Raw genomic sequence first — 5,269 nt, forward strand, 5'->3', positions numbered from 1 at the left:
CTCGACAAACACCATTCTACCAAAGATTTGGGCACTTTTTTATGTTTTCAATGAACGGTACTTTCGAAATTTAAGTTCAATTTTATGTAATTTAGAGTAGCTAAGATCGGTATGACACAAAGAACTATCCTGAATGATCACTTGCTTGGTATTGCAAAATCGGAAGGAGGCGTAATCGGCTATACATTGATCAAAGAGGACATTCCGCAATGTCGAACCGGTTAAATGAATGCCGATCAATTTGCATTCTTGGAATACGGTTCGATGAATGATGGCTTCGCTGAAATCAACATTGGATAGATCGCACTTTTCAAAGATGACATCGGTCAGTTCCACGCCTGTCAAGGCGCATTCTGTAAAGGTGACTTGTTTGAAGATGATTTTATCGAAGGTCACTTTGTGATCTGTCAGATGCTCTATTACGCAGTTTTGTATGATTCCCATCTCTACAAAATCATTCAATTGGATATCATCCGGTGTCAGTTCAGATAGTTCATTCGGAATAATCGGCGGTTCGATTTTCATTGCTTTTTTCCCGCGGCTCATTGGAGTGTTTTCCCCCTTCAAAAAAGGAACATTAGTTCCTATTATAGGCGAACAAGATGGGACGTGCAAACGAGGTTTAATGTTTAGAAAGAATCGGCACTGGTATCCTCGATTTTCCAAGCATGATATGATAGTGGCGGTACAGTACAAGTTAGTCGGATTCGACACTAGGCTATTTCAGAGTGTTTGGAAGCTCAGAATAACGCGTTATGAGAAATGCTGTGAAGTTATAGGATAGACCTGATAATAAGCAGAGAAAATGGGGGATTCAAATGACACTACATGATCTGTTTAATGAAAAACCGACAAAATTATGGCGTGAAAGAATGATTGAAGATGAGGATGAAGATGACTTCTATACGAAAGAGAGCTTATTAAGCTGTGATAAAGTTCTGGACGATTACTTAAACCAATTAGTATCACTGCAAGAGAATAGGAATCCGGAGAAGATCATGAAGGCCGTAGAAGAAACTATACTTGCCCTAAATGATGTGAATGATGAGCATGATTATTTTATTGAGACAAGTGAACGGGAAGAATTGGCCGAATTTATTGATAAGGCGGCCAGGCTAGCCGGATTAGAGATTGAGGAAGGCCATGATATTACGCTGGAATGGAGAGAATGGTAATTCTTATTTAACCTGAATTTTAACTCGAAGAGTCATAGTACTTCTCAATTACACTACATCGATAGAATTCACATGAGGTTACATCCAAGTACCGGTCAAAGTCCCAGAATTAGAACAAGAAGGCCTCCAAAACCACTCTAAAGGTGGGATTGAAGGCTTTTGTTGTTCCATGAAATTCTGACTGGAGCGGGGACTGAAAATGATATATAGAAAAATAATACCGGGCAATGGGATATTTTCGAGTCGGCCATCGTGTTGTATGTAGGAGGCGAAAAGATGGAAAACAATTCTTTATTGCGTACGGATAAAGAATTGGCCGAACTCTATCAACGGCATGCGGATCTAGTTTACAGGCTGTGCTACATCTATTTGAAAAATCCCGTTGATGCAGAAGACGCTGTTCAATCTGTATTTCTAAAACTGATCAAAACACAAATCGTATTCAATGACCATGAGCATGAAAAAGCGTGGTTGACGGTAGTTACCCGAAATTACTGTAAAGACATTCTGAAAAATTGGTGGAAGACCCGTCGTATCGCTTTAGATGCTTTACCGGAGGTTCCAGCTTGGAATGGCGATGTGCCGTCGGGGCAGGTGCTGGCCAGACTGCTTTCACTTCCGGAGAAATACAAAACCGTATTATATCTTTATTATTTTGAGGAGTACTCCGTTAAAGAAATCTCGGAGATGTTGGGCCGCAAAGAGAGCACGGTCCAGACGCAGCTGTCCAGAGGCAGGCAGCGCCTTAAAATTAACCTGGGAGGGAATTTCCTTGAGGAATAGAAGTCATATTCATCAGCTCTTCGAAGCTCTTGCGCCAAAAACGGAGCAAAAAGAAAAGATGCTTCAAAACATTTTAGTGCAAAGCCGGAATGAAAAGATAAGGCACAGAGGATTTGCTCCCGTGAAACGCTTAAGATCCGCCGTGCTGGCTGCGGTGCTGATGGCTGGGTTAACGACAACCGCTTTTGCAGCGGCGTATATGGGATTAGATGAAGCCTTTCTAAAATTTCTTAATCCGGTAAATCATCAGCAGGCACAATATTTGTCAAACGGCGCTTATGTGGTTGACAAGCAAGTGACCAACGAGAATGGGACGCTTACCATTAAGCAAGTGATCGGCGACAGTAATCTGACCTATATTTTAATGGATTTTTCTGCGCCAGAGGGTACGGTATTAGACGCAGCGCGGTATCGCTTTTTGGATAACGACATAACGACAAGGCAGAACTTTCAAAGCGTAGGATTTAAAGCCCTCGATGATGGCAACCGAAGTGACAACAAAATTAGCTTGGTTATGAGTGTCATGACGAGAAATAGCATAGCCGGCCAAAAAGTTCACTTACGGCTCAAAGATTTACAAGCAGCCGATCCGCTTCCAGGGATTTTCGAAACGATCATACCGGGGACTTGGGAAACTGAATTTAAATTGGATTTCAAGGACTACTCCACCCTTTATCCGGTCAATCAAAACATTACCATGTACGGATATGAGGCCGTGTTAAAATCGATCTCGGTCTCACCCATTTCGATTACTTTAAAAGTGGATAGCAGCTACTTGGAAGAAATTAACGAAGCTGCCGGCGAATTAAAGGAAATTGGAGACAATAAACATTTAGATAACTTTCCCATCACGATAAACTATGCAGACGGCACCTCAGAAACGACGGCTATTTTTTCCGGATTATATTTGTCGGAACATATAAGTGAGCAAATCCTTATGATCAAAACTTTTGAAAATGTAATCAATGATAAGGAAATTGCTTCGATCGTATTTTTCGATAAAGAGATTCCGATACAAACGGGCCGGTAATGCTTGAAGGTGATGGTACTAGGCGAACCGGCAACCGCAATAACAGAGCAATCGAGAAGAAATCAAGAAGGGCCAATTATGTGACTTCTAAGACCTTTGGTCTTAGAGGTTTTTTTATATAGAAAAACCAGGTAACGAGCCGTCCCTTCTCCGTCCCTCATTATAAAACAGCACAAAACGGAAAATATGTGGATAAATATTCCTCATTTTTGTTCCAAAATGGAATAAAACAGAATATAATTGAATTTGGAGTATTTGTAGCTACCCCGGAAGTAGGGGCATTCGGGAGAGCGGTCGCTCAGGTATCCCGCCGTCGCATTGGAATAGCAACCCTTCATTCCCTCGGAAACGATGGATTCGCGAAGGCCGGACGAATCGAGGATTTAGACTTGTTAATTACAGACCAGGACGCTGATCCGGAAGCTATTGTACGCATTGAGGCGCTTGGCGTTAAAGTGATCGTAGCCCAGTTGTAGTGCAAAGGGAGCGCCATTTTTTTCGAAATTTGTTCCCATAATTTGCTCAAATGGAAATGAGAAAGCCACTTCATTGTAGGAGTGGCTTTATTTTTACGTGGAGAAAAGGCAACTGAAATAACAGAGCAATCGAAAAGAAATCATAGGCTGCTCAATAAGCAAAAATCAACATCAAAGCGATACGACAGGCCTATGAGGGTAGACGTAGAAGGAGAAAAATATTCCCGAGAAGATCATGAAGGTGTTGTAAGAACAGGGCAGGGCGAGTTCACTTATTTTTGATAGTACAACCCAACTACCCCGTTCTCGTATGTTTTACTGCTGCTTAAGTTCATGGAGAATTGTTTATTGGCAAGAGCGAATAGTTTCTCGCCTTGGGAAACGACCACAGGATGAACGAGCACCCATAGATCATCAAAGAGATCATTTTGAATGAATAACTGCCACGTCTTTACTCCGCTCTCCACAGAGATTTTTCCCGCAGTGTTCTTTAGATTCATGATTTCGCGAGCGAGAGATTTATCGTCCTTGGCTATGATTTGCTGAGAATTCCTCCATACCAGATTCACTTCCGAGCGGGAAATGACCACTTTAGGGATATCGTTTATGCGCTTGGCTATCGCTTGTTCGAGGGGGTTTTTGGAAAATTCCTCTGCGTTTTGCCAATGCTGCGCCAATGAGGAATAGGAGTTACTTCCTACGATAATCGTTTCCACCGTATTGTAGTATTCGTAGTAATCTTCGAAAATTTCCTCACTTAATGTCATCCACTTATCCTCGTTTGAGACGATGCCGTCCAACGACATTTGCATAGTCATAAGAATTCTGCCCATTTCTTAGCCTCCCCGATATCATCTTGAATTTTACAATTTGCCTGCCTGCGGATTATCTAGATATTACCACGCAGCATTGTTGAACATTTCTTCTCGATTGCTCAATGCTCATTTTAGGCATTTGACTGGAAGTATGGTTAAGAAATATGAGAGGTGTGCAGGCATTGCATGAATAAAGACAGATCAATGGTTCCGCCGTGACGTTGCTGCTATTGCACGGTTATATCGCCGGAAGTAGTGCTGATATCTACTTCATACGTTCCTTTTCCCGATTTTCCGGAAATTTGGCCACGACTTTGTTTGGAGTCATTCTGTATAGGGATAGAAACAATGTATTTCCCGCTCCCGGTCTTGGCACGAAGATTAAGATCCGGTTCGCTGGTGTTTAGCTTCAATTGAATATTGCCGCTTGTGGTCGACACATGGACATCACTGTGGAATTGGGCAAAATCAAGAGAAACATTGCCGCTCTTGGTATTCACTTCAATGTGATTATTCTCGAATTGGGTGGCCGTCACGCGGCCGGAAGAACTGTTGACGAAGATTTTTCCCTCATATCCCGAAGGAATCCGCACCAGAAGCTTGGGCTTTCGTCCGATACGGGCTAGGGGGCTCTCGACTCTTATATTTATTTCATCCGCATCTTGAACGGAGGAAATACCGGATTTGACCGCAAGACCCCATTTTTTGTCGTACCTTATTTCCATGTCGTCGATTTCCGCACTCTCCAGTTCTATAGCGATACTTCCGCTATCAATATGGATAGCAGATGAATCATTAAGCGGAATGCTTTGAATATCTTGTTCATTAGCGCCCTGATTACAGCCCGATAGGACAAATATAAATAAAAATGTCATAAAAGGTATGAGTAACTTTTTCAATCGAAATCACCTTTCTTTAACATGAAATCGGAATGTGGATAACTCAATCCTGTGGATAACCCGCCATCGCACCACGGAATGCCTGTTTCAA

At 42.2% G+C, this 5,269-nt stretch carries 7 protein-coding genes; 4 read left to right on the forward strand and 3 right to left on the reverse strand.

From position 1 onward, the window contains the following. Nucleotides 1-39: 39 nt before the first annotated feature. Nucleotides 40-546 (reverse strand): pentapeptide repeat-containing protein, encoded by a 507-nt coding sequence (locus FS806_RS24820; RefSeq protein ID WP_144942001.1) that lies wholly within the window; start codon nucleotides 544-546, stop codon nucleotides 40-42. A gap of 272 nt (nucleotides 547-818) precedes the next feature. Here FS806_RS24820 and FS806_RS24825 point away from each other — a divergent pair, with 272 nt between their 5' ends. The 4 genes from FS806_RS24825 to FS806_RS24840 all read left to right on the forward strand — a co-directional run bounded on the left by FS806_RS24825 (nucleotide 819) and on the right by FS806_RS24840 (nucleotide 3,464). After that, nucleotides 819-1,175: a hypothetical protein gene (locus tag FS806_RS24825; RefSeq protein WP_144942003.1), complete on the forward strand. Its 357-nt coding sequence runs from the start codon at nucleotides 819-821 to the stop codon at nucleotides 1,173-1,175. Between the two features lie 276 nt (nucleotides 1,176-1,451). Further along, nucleotides 1,452-1,958: an RNA polymerase sigma factor gene (locus FS806_RS24830; protein WP_144942005.1), complete on the forward strand. Its 507-nt coding sequence runs from the start codon at nucleotides 1,452-1,454 to the stop codon at nucleotides 1,956-1,958. Then, a complete protein-coding gene (locus tag FS806_RS24835) occupies nucleotides 1,948-2,988 on the forward strand; it encodes a DUF4179 domain-containing protein (RefSeq protein WP_144942007.1) in 1,041 nt (346 codons plus the stop codon). The genes FS806_RS24830 and FS806_RS24835 overlap by 11 nt, the downstream gene beginning before the upstream one ends. A gap of 209 nt (nucleotides 2,989-3,197) precedes the next feature. Continuing rightward, a complete protein-coding gene (locus FS806_RS24840; RefSeq protein WP_222126771.1) occupies nucleotides 3,198-3,464 on the forward strand; it encodes a DeoR/GlpR family DNA-binding transcription regulator in 267 nt (88 codons plus the stop codon). Nucleotides 3,465-3,736: 272 nt separating this feature from the next. Here the strand turns inward: FS806_RS24840 and FS806_RS24845 are convergent, their stop codons facing one another. Together FS806_RS24845 and FS806_RS24850 are read right to left on the reverse strand one after the other, a co-directional pair. After that, on the reverse strand, nucleotides 3,737-4,297 hold the full coding sequence (locus FS806_RS24845; protein WP_144942009.1) for a dihydrofolate reductase family protein: 561 nt from the start codon (nucleotides 4,295-4,297) through the stop codon (nucleotides 3,737-3,739). Nucleotides 4,298-4,506: 209 nt separating this feature from the next. Beyond that, complete coding sequence (locus FS806_RS24850) at nucleotides 4,507-5,154, reverse strand: DUF4097 family beta strand repeat-containing protein (protein ID WP_222126772.1); 648 nt, start codon at nucleotides 5,152-5,154, stop codon at nucleotides 4,507-4,509. Between the last annotated feature and the right edge of the window lie 115 nt (nucleotides 5,155-5,269).

It is taken from the genome of Paenibacillus sp. 32O-W (genome assembly GCF_007679495.1).
In the GTDB taxonomy this organism is placed as follows: domain Bacteria; phylum Bacillota; class Bacilli; order Paenibacillales; family NBRC-103111; genus Paenibacillus_L; species Paenibacillus_L residui.